The sequence below is a fragment of the Zoogloea sp. GW822-FHT05C07 genome (assembly GCF_058800215.1).
Window position 1 is genome coordinate 5,341,377 of the sequence record NZ_CM179510.1, and the last position, 15,296, is coordinate 5,356,672.

At 65.7% G+C, this 15,296-nt stretch carries 16 protein-coding genes and 1 pseudogene; 8 read left to right on the plus strand and 9 right to left on the minus strand.

What is annotated here, in order from left to right; genetic code table 11:
• Positions 1–11: 11 nt before the first annotated feature.
• Positions 12–632 (minus strand): annotated as a pseudogene (locus tag AC3QL2_RS24410) (Mut7-C RNAse domain-containing protein); the annotation flags it as partial.
• Between the two features lie 6 nt (positions 633–638).
• A complete protein-coding gene (locus AC3QL2_RS24415) occupies positions 639–1,328 on the minus strand; it encodes a protein-L-isoaspartate(D-aspartate) O-methyltransferase (RefSeq protein ID WP_493234819.1) in 690 nt (229 codons plus the stop codon).
• Between the two features lie 239 nt (positions 1,329–1,567).
• Between AC3QL2_RS24415 and mutS the strand changes: the two genes are divergently transcribed.
• Positions 1,568–4,096, plus strand: coding sequence for a DNA mismatch repair protein MutS (gene mutS / locus AC3QL2_RS24420; RefSeq protein WP_493234997.1), 2,529 nt, complete (start codon positions 1,568–1,570; stop codon positions 4,094–4,096).
• Positions 4,093–5,064 carry a hypothetical protein gene (locus AC3QL2_RS24425; protein WP_493234818.1) on the plus strand — a complete coding sequence of 324 codons (972 nt, stop codon included), beginning with the start codon at positions 4,093–4,095 and terminating at the stop codon, positions 5,062–5,064. The genes mutS and AC3QL2_RS24425 overlap by 4 nt, the downstream gene beginning before the upstream one ends.
• Before the next feature lie 6 nt (positions 5,065–5,070).
• Here the strand turns inward: AC3QL2_RS24425 and AC3QL2_RS24430 are convergent, their stop codons facing one another.
• On the minus strand, positions 5,071–5,373 hold the full coding sequence (locus tag AC3QL2_RS24430; protein ID WP_493234817.1) for a hypothetical protein: 303 nt from the start codon (positions 5,371–5,373) through the stop codon (positions 5,071–5,073).
• Between the two features lie 60 nt (positions 5,374–5,433).
• Here AC3QL2_RS24430 and AC3QL2_RS24435 point away from each other — a divergent pair, with 60 nt between their 5' ends.
• Together AC3QL2_RS24435 and AC3QL2_RS24440 are read left to right on the plus strand one after the other, a co-directional pair.
• Positions 5,434–6,186 carry a fused MFS/spermidine synthase gene (locus AC3QL2_RS24435; RefSeq protein WP_493234815.1) on the plus strand — a complete coding sequence of 251 codons (753 nt, stop codon included), beginning with the start codon at positions 5,434–5,436 and terminating at the stop codon, positions 6,184–6,186.
• On the plus strand, positions 6,186–7,295 hold the full coding sequence (locus AC3QL2_RS24440; protein WP_493234813.1) for an NAD(P)/FAD-dependent oxidoreductase: 1,110 nt from the start codon (positions 6,186–6,188) through the stop codon (positions 7,293–7,295). The genes AC3QL2_RS24435 and AC3QL2_RS24440 overlap by 1 nt, the downstream gene beginning before the upstream one ends.
• An 80-nt stretch (positions 7,296–7,375) precedes the next feature.
• On the opposite strand, the gene dnaQ is transcribed toward AC3QL2_RS24440, so the two are convergent.
• From dnaQ to AC3QL2_RS24465, 5 genes are all read right to left on the minus strand, one after another.
• Positions 7,376–8,101, minus strand: a complete 726-nt coding sequence (dnaQ, locus tag AC3QL2_RS24445) for a DNA polymerase III subunit epsilon (protein ID WP_493234812.1) — start codon at positions 8,099–8,101, stop codon at positions 7,376–7,378.
• Positions 8,098–8,568, minus strand: a complete 471-nt coding sequence (gene rnhA, locus AC3QL2_RS24450) for a ribonuclease HI (RefSeq protein ID WP_493234810.1) — start codon at positions 8,566–8,568, stop codon at positions 8,098–8,100. Before rnhA ends, dnaQ begins: the two co-directional genes overlap by 4 nt.
• Positions 8,555–9,325 carry a class I SAM-dependent methyltransferase gene (locus AC3QL2_RS24455; RefSeq protein ID WP_493234808.1) on the minus strand — a complete coding sequence of 257 codons (771 nt, stop codon included), beginning with the start codon at positions 9,323–9,325 and terminating at the stop codon, positions 8,555–8,557. The genes rnhA and AC3QL2_RS24455 overlap by 14 nt, the downstream gene beginning before the upstream one ends.
• 148 nt (positions 9,326–9,473) lie before the next feature.
• Complete coding sequence (locus AC3QL2_RS24460) at positions 9,474–9,806, minus strand: type II toxin-antitoxin system PemK/MazF family toxin (RefSeq protein WP_493234807.1); 333 nt, start codon at positions 9,804–9,806, stop codon at positions 9,474–9,476.
• Entirely contained in the window at positions 9,800–10,051 is a 252-nt protein-coding gene (locus AC3QL2_RS24465; protein ID WP_493234806.1) for an AbrB/MazE/SpoVT family DNA-binding domain-containing protein, read from the minus strand. Before AC3QL2_RS24465 ends, AC3QL2_RS24460 begins: the two co-directional genes overlap by 7 nt.
• A gap of 186 nt (positions 10,052–10,237) precedes the next feature.
• Here AC3QL2_RS24465 and AC3QL2_RS24470 point away from each other — a divergent pair, with 186 nt between their 5' ends.
• The 3 genes from AC3QL2_RS24470 to gloB all read left to right on the plus strand — a co-directional run bounded on the left by AC3QL2_RS24470 (position 10,238) and on the right by gloB (position 12,334).
• The gene (locus tag AC3QL2_RS24470) at positions 10,238–10,720 is read left to right on the plus strand and encodes a hypothetical protein (protein ID WP_493234804.1); all 483 of its coding nucleotides are present in this window, start codon (positions 10,238–10,240) and stop codon (positions 10,718–10,720) included.
• A 14-nt stretch (positions 10,721–10,734) separates the two neighbouring features.
• A complete protein-coding gene (locus AC3QL2_RS24475; protein WP_493234803.1) occupies positions 10,735–11,367 on the plus strand; it encodes a hypothetical protein in 633 nt (210 codons plus the stop codon).
• 205 nt (positions 11,368–11,572) lie between these two features.
• Complete coding sequence (gene gloB / locus AC3QL2_RS24480; RefSeq protein WP_493234801.1) at positions 11,573–12,334, plus strand: hydroxyacylglutathione hydrolase; 762 nt, start codon at positions 11,573–11,575, stop codon at positions 12,332–12,334.
• On the opposite strand, the gene AC3QL2_RS24485 is transcribed toward gloB, so the two are convergent.
• Complete coding sequence (locus AC3QL2_RS24485) at positions 12,331–13,299, minus strand: diguanylate cyclase (RefSeq protein WP_493234800.1); 969 nt, start codon at positions 13,297–13,299, stop codon at positions 12,331–12,333. The two genes, gloB and AC3QL2_RS24485, sit on opposite strands and share 4 nt — an antisense overlap.
• Before the next feature lie 211 nt (positions 13,300–13,510).
• On the opposite strand from AC3QL2_RS24485, the gene AC3QL2_RS24490 reads away from it, so the two are divergent.
• Entirely contained in the window at positions 13,511–15,202 is a 1,692-nt protein-coding gene (locus AC3QL2_RS24490) for a transglycosylase SLT domain-containing protein (RefSeq protein ID WP_493234799.1), read from the plus strand.
• Positions 15,203–15,296 lie beyond the last annotated feature (94 nt).

The following is a 15,296-nucleotide window of genomic DNA, read 5'->3' on the forward strand; positions in this document are numbered from 1 at the left end:
CCCTCGCAACGGGTGAAGCGTTCGTGCTTCAGGCGAACCGATTTGGGCAGTTGCACCAGCACGTCGGCCTTCGGCACCGGATGCAGCGGCGCATTGCATTCCAGGCAGCGGGAGAACGGCCGGCAGGCCGGCGCCAGCGGCAGCCGGGCGGCCAGCTCGCGAAACTGTGCATCGGTTTTGAGCGCATGCACGTAGCAGCCACGGGCGATCGCCTTGTGCATCAACAGCGCCCGGTCGCGGGTCAGCACGATGCGCTGTTCGCGCTCGGCGATAGCGGCGATTTCCGGGTCGGCGAAATCGTTGCGGAACAGGGTGTCGAAACCCGCCATGCGCAGCCGATGGGCCAGCGCGCCGAGGTGGGCGTCAGCGATGAAGCGCAGATCACCCGGCGGCATCGTCGAGGCATCCGCCGGATGCACCCGGACTTCCGCGCCCTCCTCCAGCCTGCCTTTCAGCGCGGCTGGCCTGCCATCGACCAGCACGGCGCCGATCTCCGTATGTGGCACGCCGAGCACCTCGACGGCGTGCTTGAGCGTCGCCGTCGCAACCAGCTCGGCATCCAGCGGACGCCCCCGCTGCGGCCTCGGCAGAAAACGGCCCAGCACACCGAGGAAATGGAAGCGGACGTGCATGATGGCTCAGTCGTCCCGTAGATTCCGGGTCAGCGGCACGAAGGCGACGGTCAGCACGTTACGGCTGGAAATGCCGCCACCCACGTGCTTCTCGATGAGTTTCAAGGTCTGGAAGGCGTGATTGAAACCCACCGGAATGACCAGCCGCGCCCCCGGCTTCAATTGCTCGACCAAGGGCGGCGGCACGGCGGGCGCAGCCGCGGTGACGATGATTCCGTCGTAGGGCGCGTGTTCCGGCCACCCTTCGTAGCCGTCGCCATGGCGGACCTCCACGTTGGCGTAGCCAAGGCCGGCGAGGCGAGGCCCCGCCTCATGCGCCAGCGCCGCGATGATCTCCACGCTGAACACCTGCCCTGCCAATTCGGCCAGCACGGCGGTCTGGTAACCCGAGCCGGTGCCAACCTCCAGGATCGTCAGCCCCGCACGCGGCGCGAGCAGCTCGGTCATCAACGCCACGATGAAGGGCTGTGAGATCGTCTGGCTGTGGCCGATGCCCACCGGCCCATTGCGAAAAGCGAGGTAACGCACGTCATCCGGCACGAAGACCTCCCGTGGCACCGTCGCCATGGCGGCCAGCACGCGTGGGTCCAGCACATCCTGCCCCGTCTCCCAGCGGGTGGCCGCCAGTTCGTCGGCAATATCCGCCAGCATCCGTGCCCGGCCACCCTTGCCGTAGTCATCCGGAAACCTGGGCATCTGCCGCACCTCCTGCCCGTATATGGAAAAGATGCAATGCCGCCGTGGATCAGCACCGCCTGCCCCGGTAGACTGTCGGGTTACGCCAAAAGTTACGCCGCACGGCGCAACCGGCACGATTTTCCGTCGCCCGCAGGCCGGGCGCGTTTTACGAAGAGCTGGGTAACAGATTGACTACAAAAGAACAAACGGGCAGCCAGAAGTCGCTCGAAGAGCTCCTGCACGGCCATACGCCGATGATGCAGCAATACATCCGCATCAAGTACGAGCACCCCAACACCCTCCTCTTCTACCGGATGGGCGATTTCTACGAGCTCTTCTTTGAAGACGCCGAGAAAGCCGCGCGGCTGATGGACATCACGCTGACCACCCGTGGCAGCTCCGCCGGCCAGCCGATCAAGATGGCCGGTGTGCCGCACCACGCCGTCGAGCAATACCTGGCGCGGCTGGTGAAGATGGGGGAGTCGGTGGTCATCGCCGAACAGGTTGGCGACCCGGGCGCCACCAAGGGGCCGATGGAGCGCGCGGTATCGCGCATCGTCACGCCGGGCACGCTCACCGACGCGGCCCTCCTCGACGACAAGGCCGACGCGCCGCTGCTGGCCGTCAACCTGCACCGGGGCGTGCTGGGCCTGGCCTGGCTCAACCTCGCCAACGGGGATTTCCGCGTGCTCGAATGCGATGCACCGCAACTGGCCGCCCAGTTCGAGCGCCTGCGCCCAGCCGAGGTGCTGATCCCCGACGGCTTGCGCCTGCCGCTGCTGGAGCATCTCGCCCCCAGCCTGCGCCGCCTGGCCGACTGGCAGTTCGACGCCGAAACCGCGCGTCGCCTGCTCACCGCCCACTTCGGCACCCGCGACCTGGCCGGCTTCGGCGCCGACGAGATGCCGGTGGCCCTGGCCGCCGCCGCCGCGCTGTTCGACTACGCCCGCGCCACCCAGCGCCAGGCCCTGGCCCACATCACCGCCCTCACCGCCGAGCGGGACAGCGCCTACCTGCGCCTGGATGCCGCCACCCGGCGCAACCTCGAGCTCACCGAAACCCTGCGCGGCGAGGCGGCCCCGACCCTGCTGTCGCTGCTCGACACCTGCGCGACCAGCATGGGTTCCCGCTGGCTGCGCCACGCGCTGCACCACCCGCTGCGCGACCGCGCCGCGGCAGCCCACCGCCACGTGGCCGTCGGCGAGCTGGGCGAAGGCCCGGTGGAGCCGGTGCGCCGCATCCTGCGCGGCGTGTCGGACGTGGAGCGGATCACCGCCCGCGTCGCCCTGCGCAGCGCCCGTCCGCGGGATCTGTCGGCGCTGCGCGACAGCCTCGGCCGCCTGGCCGAACTGCGTGCGGCCCTCGGCACACCGCAGGCACCGCTGCTCGGGCACATGCTCGACGAGCTGGCCACGCCGGACGACGCTCTCGACCTCCTCAGTCGCGCAATCGCACCGGAACCTTCCACCGTGCTGCGCGACGGCGGCGTGATCGCTACCGGATTCGACGCCGACCTGGACGAACTGCGCGGCATCCAGACCAACTGCGGCGCCTTCCTGCTGGAACTCGAAGCCCGTGAGCGCGAGCGCACCGGCATCGCCAACCTGAAGGTCGAGTTCAACCGCGTTCACGGTTTCTACATCGAGATCTCCGCGGCCAACGCCGCCAAGGGCGAACTGCCGGAAGACTACCGCCGCCGCCAGACCCTGAAGAACGCCGAACGCTTCATCACGCCGGAGCTGAAGGCCTTCGAGGACAAGGCCCTGTCGGCCCAAGAGCGCGCCCTCGCCCGCGAAAAGCTGTTGTACGAAGGCGTGCTGGAGCAGCTCGCCGGCGACATTCCGCGTTTCCAGCGCATCGCCCGCGCCTGCGCGCTGCTCGATGGCCTGTCGGCCTTTGCCGAAGCGGCGGCGCGCTACAACTACGCGATGCCGGCGTTCAGCGAGCAGCCCGGCATCGAGATCGTCGGCGGCCGCCATCCGGTGGTCGAACGGCAGGTGGAAAACTTCATCGCCAACGACACCCGCCTCGATCCGACCCGCCGCATGCTGCTGATCACCGGCCCCAACATGGGCGGTAAATCGACCACCATGCGCCAGGTCGCGCTGATCGTACTGCTCGCGCACGTGGGCTGCTTCGTGCCGGCGAGCGCGGCGCGCATCGGGCCCGTCGATGCGATCTTCACGCGCATCGGCGCATCGGACGACCTGGCTTCCGGGCGCTCCACCTTCATGGTCGAGATGACCGAGGCGGCCGCCATCCTGCACGGCGCCACCGACCAGAGCCTGGTGCTGATGGATGAGATCGGCCGCGGCACATCCACCTTCGACGGTGTCGCGCTGGCGGTCGCCATTGCCCGCCACCTGCTCGACAAGAACCGCTGCTGGACGCTGTTCGCCACCCACTACTTCGAGCTCACCCGCCTGGCCCAGGACTACCCGGAGTGCGCCAACGTGCACCTGGACGCCGTCGAGCACAACCACGGCATCGTCTTCCTGCACGCACTGGAGGAAGGGCCGGCCAGCCAGAGCTACGGGATCGAGGTGGCCGCACTGGCTGGCATTCCGTCGGCCGTGGTGCGCGACGCAAAACGCCGCCTGCGTGCGCTGGAGAACCGCGAGATCAGCGCCGGCCCGCAGGCCGACCTGTTCGCCAGCCTGCCGCCGGAAGAACCCGAGACCACCGGCCACCCGGTGCTCGGCGCACTGGCTGGCATCGACCCAGATGCCCTGTCGCCGCGGGAAGCCCTAGAAGCCCTCTACGAACTCAAACGCCTGACCGCATGAAGCCCTTCGCCCGCCTCGCCCTCGTCGCCTGCTCCGGCGCGCTGCTTGCGCTGTCGGCGTCCGCCGCCGAGCCGTTCAGCTTCGGCCTGTTCGGCGACACGCCGTACAACCGGTTCGAACGCCTCGCCCTGCCCGGCCTGATCGCCGAAATGAACACCGAGCCGCTCAAGTTCGTGCTCCACGACGGCGACATCAAGAACGGCGGCGAGCGCTGCGACGATGCCTTGTTCGAGGACCGGCTGGCCCTGTTCCAGAGTAGCTTCCACCCGCTCGTCTTCGCCTTTGGCGACAACGAATGGACGGACTGCCACCGCAGCAGCAACGGCGCCTTCGATCCGCTTGAACGGCTTGCCACGCTACGCAGGCTGTTCTTTGCCGAGCCGGGCAAGACGCTGGGGCAGCACCCGATGGCGGTGGAGTCCCAGGCCGGCGTGCCCGAGCATGCCGCCTACCGCGAGAACCTGCGCTGGCAGATCGGTCCCGTGCTGTTCCTGTCCCTCAACGTACCGGGCAGCGACAACAACTACGGCCGCGGCAGCCAGCCCGGCGACGAGTTCGTGCAACGCAGCGCGGCGGTAAAGGCCTGGATTGCCGACGGCTTTGCGCTGGCCCGCAGCAAGGGCCTGGAAGGCGTGGTGCTGGCGATGCAGGCCAACCCGGACATCGAGGAATTCAGCCAGGGCAAGCCCAACAAAGGCTACCGGGCGCTGCTGGAACAGATCCTTGCCGAAACGCAGCAGTTTGCCGGCGAAGTCGTGCTGGTGCATGGCGACACGCACTTCCAGCGCATCGACCAGCCCTTGCGTGACCCGGCCAGCGGCGAGGTGGTGAAGAACTTTACCCGCCTGGAAACCTTCGGTTCGCCCTTCATGGGCTGGGTCAAGGTGGACGTGGAGCCGGGCCGGCAGCCCCTGTTCCGCTACACCGCGCGCCCTTACAGCCCGATGCAGGCGGATAGCGCCAACTGAACGCTTTTAACGCTGTTGCGGGTTCATGCGCCCCATGACCTGCTCCAGCGCCCGCCGCACGCTGTTGGCCGCTGCTTCGACGCCATCGGTCGCCGCGACTTCGCTGACCACGTGATAATGCAGCACCAGCAGGCCACGGAGCTTTTCCCAGGCGACCGGGTTGTCTGACGGGCACAGGCTCTTGTCGCCGCGCAGCACGCCCTCGGCGACGCCGGGCTCCAGCAGGCCGATGTCGCACAGCTGGGCCAGGCGGGCGATTTCCAGGTCGATGGACAGGAGTTCCGCATCGTGGTTTTCGAAGGTGGCCATGGTGTGAGGCTCCGCAATGATTTTCAGCCCATTTTACCGCAGCGCAACAACTAAATTGTCATGACCGTACCCATCGATATCAGCGAAGAATCCGGCGTCCGCTACCTGCATTTCGGCTCGGTGTGGGTGCAGGGCGCCATGCGCATCCGCAAACCCGACGCGCTGGAACTCGAATACACCCGCGAGATGATGGCCGGCCTGCTGCTGCGGGCCGCGCCGTGGCCGGAGCGGGTGCTGCTGATCGGCCTTGGCGCCGGGTCCATCGCCAAGTTCCTCCACCGCCACCTGCCCCAGGCCCGCACCACTGTCGTCGAGATCGCGCCGGAAGTGCATGCGGTGGCCAGCCAGTATTTCCGCCTGCCGCCCGAGGACGAGCGGCTGCAGGTGGTGATCGGCGACGGCGCGCATTTCGTCGCCAACGACGACAGCCAATGGGACTTGATCGTCGTGGATGGCTTCGATCGCAATGCCCGCGCCGGCGAGCTCGCCAGCCAGGCCTTTTACGAAGCGTGCAAGGCGCGGCTGTCGCCCGATGGCCTGTTGAGCGTCAACCTGTTCGGTCAGATCCGCGGTTTCAAGACGCAACTCAAGCGCCTGGGCGAGGCCTTCGACGGACGCGTGTTCGCGCTGCCACCCTGCCCCAGCGGCAATGTGGTGGCCTTCGCCCACGGCGGTAATCCGGTGGTCGCCACGCTGGCCGCGCTCGGCGAGCGCGCTACCGAACTCAAGACCTCAAGCGGCCTCGACCTCAAGCAGAGCCTAAAACGGCTGGAAAAGTCGGGGCAACTGCCGGACGGACGGATCGCCTTCTGATGGAGTGCGCGGACTGCGTGGTGATCGGCGCCGGGGTCGTCGGCCTGGCCTGTGCTCGCGCCCTCGCCCAGGCTGGACGTGAAGTGCTGATCCTCGAAGCCACGGAACGTTTCGGCAGCGGCATTTCCAGCCGCTCCAGCGAGGTGATCCACGCCGGCCTCTACTATCCGACGAACTCCTGGCGCGCACGCCTGTGCGTGGCCGGCCGCCAGGCCTTGTACGCCTACTGCGCCGAGCGCCCCATTCCCCACCGCCGCACCGGCAAGCTGCTGGTGGCAACGGACGACGCCCAGCTGCCGCAGCTGGACGCCATTGCCAACAGCGCCTCGGCCAACGGCGTGACGGGCCTACGCCGCCTGCACGCCGACGAGGCCGTCGCGCTGGAACCACAACTGCGCTGCGTCGGCGCGCTACTGTCGCCGGACACCGGCATCATCGACAGCCACGCGCTGATGCTGTCCCTGCTTGGCGATGCCGAAGCGGCCGGCGCCACGCTCGTCACCCACAGCCCGGTACTGCGCGGCGAGCGCATCGGGGATGGCTTTGCGCTTGAGGTGGGTGGCAATGCGGGGATGAAGCTGCGAGCCCGCAGCGTCGTCAACGCCGCCGGCCTGGGCGCGGTGCCGCTGGCCCGCCGTTTTGGCGGTCTGGCAGCGGCACGCCTGCCGAAGGCCCACTTCGCCAAAGGCAATTACTTCATGCTGCAGAGCAAGGCCCCGTTCCGCCACCTGATCTACCCGATCCCGGAGGCCGCCGGGCTGGGCGTGCACCTGACGCTGGACCTGGGCGGCCAAGCCCGCTTCGGCCCCGACGTGGAATGGATCGATGCGCCGGACTACGGCGTGACGCCGACGCGCGCGGAATCGTTCTACCCTGCCGTGCGCCGTTACTGGCCCGGCCTGCCGGATGGCGCGCTACTGCCCGCCTATGCGGGCGTGCGGCCGAAAATCCACGGCCCCGAACAGGCCGCCGCCGATTTCATGCTGCTCGGCCCGCGGGAGCATGGCGCGCCCGGCCTCGTCGAACTGTTCGGCATCGAATCACCGGGCCTCACGAGCTGCCTGGCGCTGGCGGACGCGGTACTGAGCGCACTACTGGGCCAGGCCTGAACGCCCCAAAGCCAGGCTACGCCCAACCCGCCCCGCGAGGGACAAGGAGCTTGGGACGCCCCGGCATTTCCTTGAAGATTTCAGGCCGCAGGCGCCTCGGCCGGCGCCGGCGGCAACCACAGGCACTTGCCCTTGTTGGCCTTGGCGATCTCGCCGAGCACCTTATCGTGGCCTTCCAGCTCTTCCGGCGTTGCCCGCAACACCCGCAGCGGCGGACGCTCGATGGGGCCTCCAGCATCGCCGTCGTCCAGTTGGGGCGCTGGCTCGTCGAGCATCATGATCAAGCTTTCCTGGCCACGGGTCATGGCCAGGTACACGTCGGCGAGCAGCTCCGCATCGAGCAAGGCGCCGTGCAACGTCCGGTGCGTATTGTCGATCTCGTAGAAGCTGCACAGCGCGTTCAGCGATGCCTTCTTGCCGGGGTTCTGCTCCTTCGCCAGCCTGAGGGTGTCAATCACGCTCGGGCAGATGGCGGTGAGCAGCGGCCGGCGCAGCAGGCTCAGTTCGTGGTTCAGGAAGCCCACGTCGAAGGGCGCGTTGTGGATGACCAGCTCACCATCGGCGACGAATTCCTCGAACTCGGCGACGATGTCCTTGAACAGCGGCTTGTCCACGAGGAATTCGTTGGTGATGCCGTGCACCGCGATCGCGCCCGCATCGATATCCCGCTGCGGGTTGATGAACACGTGGTAGTGGCGGCCGGTCAGCTTGCGGTCAATCAGCTCCACGCAACCGATTTCGATCACCCGGTCGCCGTTCTTCCAGTCCAGGCCGGTGGTTTCCGTATCGAGAACGATCTGCCTCATGCCGCTGCTCCTGTATCCACTATCTTTCCAGTCTTGCGCACAGCCTCGACGCCGCGCCGGGCCAGCGCATCGGCCCGCTCGTTCTCGGGATGGCCGGCGTGGCCCTTGACCCACAGCCAACGCAACTGGTGACGGGCGGCCTCGCTGTCGAGGGCGCGCCACAGGTCTTCATTCTTGACCGGCTCCTTGGAGGCGGTCTTCCAACCCCGCGCCTTCCAGCCGTGGATCCACTCGGAGATGCCTTTCTGCACGTACTGGGAGTCGGTATACACCCGCGCCGCGACCGGACGCTTGAGGGCCTGCAACGCGCGGATCACCGCCAGCAGCTCCATCCGGTTGTTGGTGGTGGCGGGCTCGCCGCCCCACAGTTCCTTCTCGTGGGGGCCGGCACGCAGGATCGCGCCCCAGCCGCCCGGGCCCGGATTGCCCGAACAGGCGCCGTCCGTATAAATATCAATCTCGTCCAAAATCTTTCTCGACCAGGGTTTTCTGCGAGCCCCCGTGACGGGGGCCCGTTTTTTGAATGAGGGGCGCCAGCGCACGCGACGCCGCCTTGCGCTCCCATTTCGGCATGATCAGCCGCATGCCCTGCACCCGCTTGATGGCATGGATGATGTACACCCCGCCACCGATCGGCCACCAGCGGTCGCCGGCGCCATCCATGAAGGCCAGGCGCTCGATCCATTTCTCCTGCTCCATCGCCGGCACGAAGCAGCCCGAGGCCTGGCAATTGGCCTCGAAACTGAGCAGCGCCAGCCAGTCCTTGATGCGCCGCAGGGACAGGTACTGCCCGTGCCACGGGTAGGCACAGGTTTCCCGGACCAGCAGGCGCTTCATGCCGAACAGGCTGAGCGGATTGAAACCGGCGATCACCACATGCCCTTCCGGCACCAGCACCCGCTCCACTTCCCGCAACACCTGGTGCGGGTTGTCGGCAAACTCCAGCACATGCGGGAGCACCACCAGATCCAGGCTGCCGGCGGCAAAAGGTAGCGCCGCATAATCAAGCTCCACCTGAACCTCGCCGGCTCCGGCGCGGAAACGGAACGGCATCCGGTTGGCCTGCAGCAGATCGAACTCCGGCAGGCCCAGCTGCGCCGCGTGGTAGCCGAAGATATCCGCCACCAGCACGTCGAAACGCGCCTTCTCCCACGCCATCACATAGCGTCCCAGCGGGGTTTCGAGCCACGCATGCAGACCGGGGAAGGATTCGGGAGGCGACATTTTCGGATGCGGACCTGGAGCGGCTAGTGACCGGGTTCAGATTGTACCTCTTGGAATTTGCAGCACCCCTGTAAATACAGAAGCCCCGATGGCGCGGGCGAGTGAGTTGTGGCGCTTCTCTCGATTTCGACCGTCTACGCAGCCAGCCTCAGGCCGCAAACAGTTCCTGCAGCGTCTCCAGGATCGCCTGCAGCACCGCCTCATCGATCGCGCCCAACCGCTTCACCAGGCGCATCTTGTCCACCGTCCTGATCTGATCCAGCAACGCCAGTCCAGATACGCCGTCAAACTGCACCGCCACGCGGAATGGCGCAGCAAAACCCTTGCTGGTCAGCGGAACCACCAGCGCTGCGCGCAGGTAGTCATGCAACTCGGGGGGAGAAACCACCAGGCAGGGACGCGTCTTCTTGATCTCCGCCCCTATCGTCGGGTCGAGATTCACCAGCCACACGTCCCCCCGCTGCAGCGCCGGCCTCACCATTCCCACTCTCCGCCCTCTTCCTCAGAAAAGGTCGCGGGCCAGAGTGCTTCGTCCTCGTCTTCCCGGGTGGCGATCTGCGCGGCCGCCTCCGCCCATCCCGCGCGCGGCGCCTTGATGGGCGTAATAATCAACCGCCCCTCCTCTACCGTCAGATCCACAGCCCCCTCGATCCGGCATTCCGCCAGCAGCGCGGCGGGAATCAGCACGCCCCGCGAGTTGCCCACCTTCCTCAGCATCGTACGCATCGCTTGCTCCTCGTGTGAAGTTATAACAATGTTATTCCCCCCATCACAAGCAAGACAAGCTGCGACCAAGAGCGGACTTTTCCCCTTTGTGATGCAGGTCACCCCGCAGTTGCGCCATCCGCAATTGGGGACCTCTGTCGGCACTTGGTAAGTTCAGTTCAACTACACAACCAAATGACGACAGCTATGAGCAGCGCACCGGCCTCGACTACTCGTATTTCCGAAGTCGATCCTCAAGGGTGGTTTTCAGAATGGGCCTATGCCATCGGTCCCCAGCACTGGGAGACGCTGGGGGTGGAGCGCCGGGAGTACGTCGACAAGGAGCCCACCAAGGAGCTTCGGGCCGTAGCGCGCCAGGAAGGCATGGCTCCTAAAGACGTCCAGCGCCTCAAGGTAATGCGTAAGGCCTGGGTCAATACGACAACTCCAGACTTTCAGGAATTTGACCTGTTCTGGTCAGCCGACGGGAGCCATGCACTTCAGATCGTCAACATCGACGATATGGTCGAAGTGCATCGCGTGACCACCGGCCTTCCAAGACAAGCCTACCGAATGACCGAGGCAACCCTAGTGAGTAGCCTGAAGACCGGGCTGATACCAGAAACCACACGCATCACAAACGCCGCAAGCGCGAGAGATGTCCTGCGCTACAGCATCGAAAACCCTTAAGGCACAGAGATACCATGAAGCCTATCAACGATCCAGAAGACCCGCGCCTTCGCCGCCTTCATGCTGAACGTCTGGTGCGTCGTGACATCGATCAACTGCTTGCTGTATGCGAATTTGCGTTGCAGGACGGGATGATCGATCAACGTGAAGCTGAAGGCATACTGACCTGGCTGGACAACCATAGCAGCAGCCTTGATGCATGGCCTGCAAACGTTTTGTATGAGCGGCTCAAGCTCATGCTCGCGGATGGCCATCTCGATGAAAACGAAGAAGGTGAACTCCTCGGCCTCGTCATGAGCATCGCACAACCCCCGCTTGAGTCTGCAAGGGCGCCGGCGTCTCTCCCCCTCAACGCACCGCCACCGGAAATCGCATTTCCCGAGCATAGTTTCTGCTTCACTGGCGTGTTTGACTTCGGGACGCGCGCAGACTGCCATGCAGCCATTGAAGCCCGCAATGGCATTCCCTCCAAATCCATAACCAAGGCCCTCAACTATCTGGTCATCGGAAACGTGGGCTCAGAGTGTTGGCGGCACACCACCTTCGGCTCGAAGATCGCCAAGGCGATCGAGTATCGGGATGCGGGGTTTCCCATCAAGATCGTCAGCGAAGCGCACTGGCTTGAACACCTGCAAGCACTCAGTTAGCACCTCTTCTTTCGGCGCAGCTCTGACGTGGTTCGACGAGGCGAGGGGCCTTGCAAAGGTAGGGGTGTTACGATTCACGACATGCGAGCCAAGCCAGGAACGGAAACGACGAGTAGGGTCAAGCCCCCCTGAAACTGCTCGGCCATACCAACCCTGTGATGACTCAAAACCCCAGTAACTACGCGCCTTTTGAGGCACCAGACCGATGCAGATTATCCCTCTTCCCGCGTTCCGCGATAACTATATCTGGGTCCTTCGCAACGATCGCCACGCTGTCGTCGTGGACCCGGGCGACGCCGAGCCGGTGCTCCGCTACCTGGCTGACGAAGGCCTGAGCCTGGAAGCCATCCTCGTCACGCACCACCACTCCGACCACGTCGGCGGTCTGCCGGCGCTGCTTGCCGCGGCTCCGGTGCCCGTGTACGGGCCAGCACGGGAGAACATCGCCGGCATCAGCCATCCGGTGACGGAAGGCGGGAAAGTCCACCTGCCGGGCATCGACGCCTGCTTAAAAGTACTGGACATTCCGGGCCACACCGCCGGTCATGTGGGCTATTACGGTGAAGGCGCACTGCTCTGCGGTGACACCTTGTTTGCAGCGGGCTGTGGGCGGCTCTTCGAAGGCACGCCGGCCCAGATGTACGCGTCCCTCGCCAAGCTGGCCGCCTTGCCCGGCGACACGCGGGTTTATTGCACGCACGAGTACACGCTGTCCAACCTGGCTTTTGCTGCGGCCGTCGAGCCGGACAATGCGGCCGTCGCCGAACGCATCGCCGCCAGCGAGGCGCTGCGCGCGGCGGATCAGCCGACCGTTCCCTTCCTGCTGGCCGGCGAGCTCGACACCAACCCCTTTCTGCGCAGCGGTGCGCCGGCGGTGATCCGCCAGGCCGAAGCCCAGGCCGGACACGCTCTCACGACGCCAGTCGAGGTGTTCGCGGCCATCCGGGAATGGAAGAACCGCTTCTAGGATCCGCCCGCGGCCGACGTGACGGCCGCGGCGGCGGCAATGCGGTTCCGCCCGCCCTGCTTGGCCTGGTACAGCGCATCGTCAGCGACCTTGATCAGGCTGGCCGAGTTGCCGTCACCCCGCCCTGGCACCACTGCCGCGGCGCCGATGCTGATCGTCACCACGTTATTCGCGCGGGAGAACCGGTGGGTGATGCTGAGCCCCTCGACCGACGAGCGCATGCTTTCCGCCACCTGCAGGGCACCGGCGATGTCGGTGTCGGGCAGGATCACCGCAAACTCCTCACCGCCGTAACGGGCCACCAGATCGGCCGGGCGGCGCAGGTTGCCCTTGAGGATGCGGGCCACCGCCTTCAGGCATTCGTCGCCAACCTGATGCCCGTAGCCGTCATTGAACTGCTTGAAGAAATCCACGTCGCAGAACAGCAGCGCCAACGGACGCCCCTGCCGGCTGGCGCGGCGCCATTCGGACTGCAGCGTGTCGTCGAACTGGCGGCGATTCGGAATGGCGGTGAGGCCGTCGAGGGACGACAGGCGGGTGAGTTCCTGGTTGGCCTCGTCCAGCTTGCGGGTCAGCACCAGCAGCGAATAACGCATCTGCGCGATGCGCTGCATGGCCCGCACCTTGGCGGCCAGCACGGTTTCCGACACAGGCTTGATCAGATAGTCGTCACCGCCGACCGCGATCCCCTTTTCCAGGTCTTCGTCGCTGGTGCGGGCGGTCAGAAACAGGATCGGCGTCCATTCGCCGGCCTGCTCCAGTTGGCGGATACGCCGCGCCACCTCGAAACCGTCCATGCCCGGCATGATGATGTCGAGCAGGACGAGGTCCGGACGTTCCTGCTTGAACATCTCGATGCCCTTCTCGCCGTTGCGCGCGACGATGGGGTCGATTCCGATCTTGCGCAGTTGATGGGACACCAGCGTCGCACTGGTCAGGGTATCCTCGATCAACAACGCTTTCACTGAACGCTCTCGGACTATAAGTTGGAAATCAAGTGGGGAAGATCGGGCTCCGGCCCTGCAGGCGGATTGTGCCCTAAATGGGCTCAAAATGGCGTCATCCCACCCCTGCGGAGCGCAAGGATTTGTTGCGAAATGGCGCCGCCCGCGGGTTTGACCCCCTTGCAGGCGGACGGCTAGAATCCCGCCTTTGCTTTTTGCGCGACGAATCCTGATGTTCCCAAGAGTTATCGCGCTGCTCCTTTCTCTATCCTGGGTTGCGCCCTCGCTCGCCGACAACGGCCAGGCGCCGCAGCAACTGGCCCAGGCCGCGTCGCGGCTCGACGCAAACAGCGCCTCACCCACGACGCAAACCTTCGAGATCCGGGATCAGCATGTCAAGGTGCCGACCATCGACCTGACGGTAGCGCCCGACGACCTGTGGGAACGCATCCGCCGCGGCTTCTCGATGCCGGACCTCAACACCGACCTGGTGACCGACCGGCAGATCTATTACATCAACCGCCCCGCCGCCTTGCGCCAGATCTTCAGCCGCGGCCAGCGCTACCTCTACTACATCGTCGAAGAGCTGGAACGCCGCGGCATGCCCACCGAGCTGGCCCTGCTGCCGATGGTGGAGAGCGCCTTCAACCCGATGGCCCTGTCCTCCGCTCAGGCCTCCGGTCTGTGGCAGTTCGTGCCGTCCACGGGCAAGACCTACCGGCTGGAACAGAACTGGTGGGTGGACGAGCGGCGCGACGTAATCGCCTCCACCAACGCCGCTCTGGACTACCTGCAATACATCTACGAGATGCACGGCGACTGGCAGCTGGCCCTCGCCTCCTACAACTGGGGCGAAGGCGCGGTAGGCCGGGCGGTGGCCAAGAACCGCGCTGCCGGCCAGCCGACCGAGTACCAGTACCTCAACATGCCGGGCGAAACGCGCTACTACGTGCCCAAGCTGCAGGCGCTGAAGAACATCGTGGCCCAGCCGGAGCTGTTCGGCATCACCCTGCCATTCATCCCCAACCGGCCCTATTTCTCCACGGTCGAGAGCCGCGTACCCCTCGACCTGGCGACCGCCGCCCGCCTGGCCGAAACGCCGGTGGAGGAAATCCTCGCCCTCAACCCCGGCTACAAGCGCCCGGTGCTACCGACCAACGGCACCCAGTCGCTGATCATCCCGGCCAACAAGGTCGATGTCTTCCTCAGCAACCTCGAGAAGCACGACCCGGCCAGCGCCAGCTGGAAGACCTACGAACTGCAGGAAGGTGAGGCCCTCGAAGGCGTGGCCGACCGGCTGGGCATCTCGGCCAGCCGTCTGCGCCAGGTCAATGGCCTGTCGCCGCGGGCCCGCATCGGCACCGGCTACACGCTGATCGTGCCGTCGGAAAGCGACGGCGAGCGCATTACCCTCGCCAACATGCTGCCGACCCGCCCCCAGGCCGGCGCCATCGAGCCCCCCACCTTCATCGTCCAGCGCACCGTCGTACGCGGCCGCAACGGCAGACCGATGGTGGTTGAGCGCAAGGTGGCCGTCGGCGCCGCACCGATCAAGCCGTTCGCCCACGGCAAGGGCGAGGCACCGTCCGCCAAGGACCGGGAGCAGGAAAAGGAAGCCCCGCGCGGCAAGCATGGGAAGAGTAAAGCCGCCGACAAACAGGACGAGAAGCCCGCCTCCGAAAAATCCTCTGCAAGAGACAAATCCGCTTCGTCTGCAAAGGAAAAGGACTCCGGCAAGGACAAGCCCTCCGCCAAGGAGAAGCCAGCCACCCACGAAAAAGCCCAAGGCAAGGAAAAAGCCGCCGGGAAGGACAAGTCCGCGGACAGCAAGGCGGAAGGTGGCCACAAGGCCGACAAGAAGGACGGTGGCAGCAAGTCCAAGGACGCGAAGGACAGCGTCGGCAAGGACAAGAAGCATCACTGAAGACGGGCGCCCGCCGGGTGCCTCAGGAATGTATATCGGGTGCTAGCAACTCGCGTCCACCAAAGCTTGGCGACGTCTGCCTCAAAAGGGGATG

Bases quoted from the DNA above. Each gene is read 5' to 3' on its own strand.
- AC3QL2_RS24415 (WP_493234819.1), bottom strand. From the start codon at position 1,328: ATGCCCAGGTTTCCGGATGACTACGGCAAGGGTGGCCGGGCACGGATG.
- mutS (WP_493234997.1), top strand. From the start codon at position 1,568: ATGCAGCAATACATCCGCATCAAGTACGAGCACCCCAACACCCTCCTC.
- AC3QL2_RS24425 (WP_493234818.1), top strand. From the start codon at position 4,093: ATGAAGCCCTTCGCCCGCCTCGCCCTCGTCGCCTGCTCCGGCGCGCTG.
- AC3QL2_RS24430 (WP_493234817.1), bottom strand. From the start codon at position 5,373: ATGGCCACCTTCGAAAACCACGATGCGGAACTCCTGTCCATCGACCTG.
- AC3QL2_RS24435 (WP_493234815.1), top strand. From the start codon at position 5,434: ATGACCGTACCCATCGATATCAGCGAAGAATCCGGCGTCCGCTACCTG.
- AC3QL2_RS24440 (WP_493234813.1), top strand. From the start codon at position 6,186: ATGGAGTGCGCGGACTGCGTGGTGATCGGCGCCGGGGTCGTCGGCCTG.
- dnaQ (WP_493234812.1), bottom strand. From the start codon at position 8,101: ATGAGGCAGATCGTTCTCGATACGGAAACCACCGGCCTGGACTGGAAG.
- AC3QL2_RS24455 (WP_493234808.1), bottom strand. From the start codon at position 9,325: ATGTCGCCTCCCGAATCCTTCCCCGGTCTGCATGCGTGGCTCGAAACC.
- AC3QL2_RS24460 (WP_493234807.1), bottom strand. From the start codon at position 9,806: ATGGTGAGGCCGGCGCTGCAGCGGGGGGACGTGTGGCTGGTGAATCTC.
- AC3QL2_RS24465 (WP_493234806.1), bottom strand. From the start codon at position 10,051: ATGCGTACGATGCTGAGGAAGGTGGGCAACTCGCGGGGCGTGCTGATT.
- AC3QL2_RS24470 (WP_493234804.1), top strand. From the start codon at position 10,238: ATGAGCAGCGCACCGGCCTCGACTACTCGTATTTCCGAAGTCGATCCT.
- AC3QL2_RS24475 (WP_493234803.1), top strand. From the start codon at position 10,735: ATGAAGCCTATCAACGATCCAGAAGACCCGCGCCTTCGCCGCCTTCAT.
- gloB (WP_493234801.1), top strand. From the start codon at position 11,573: ATGCAGATTATCCCTCTTCCCGCGTTCCGCGATAACTATATCTGGGTC.
- AC3QL2_RS24490 (WP_493234799.1), top strand. From the start codon at position 13,511: ATGTTCCCAAGAGTTATCGCGCTGCTCCTTTCTCTATCCTGGGTTGCG.